Raw genomic sequence first — 248 nt, forward strand, 5'->3', positions numbered from 1 at the left:
TTGCTGCCGTCCACTTCGAAACCGATGATGCTGACGTAATTGCCGCGGTTATCCCAGGCGGTCTTGTTCGTCGAATTCGTTGGCGGCACGATCTTGGCGCCCCACTTCGTGGTCGACACCCAGTAGATGCGGCCGGCGGCGGTGCCGTTGCCCGTGGTCTTGAAGCCACCGGCATAGGTGCCTGGCGCCACGAACACGGTCGTGTTCGCCTTGATCGCTGCCTTGGCGGCGCGGGCCAGGGTCTTGAA

At 63.3% G+C, this 248-nt stretch carries 1 pseudogene; it reads right to left on the reverse strand.

Features of this window, described 5'->3' with window-relative positions:
• Positions 1-248 (reverse strand): annotated as a pseudogene (locus tag ACHAC9_RS24675) (DUF1565 domain-containing protein); the annotation flags it as partial.

This window comes from Massilia sp. CMS3.1, assembly GCF_051262535.1.
GTDB lineage: Bacteria > Pseudomonadota > Gammaproteobacteria > Burkholderiales > Burkholderiaceae_D > Telluria.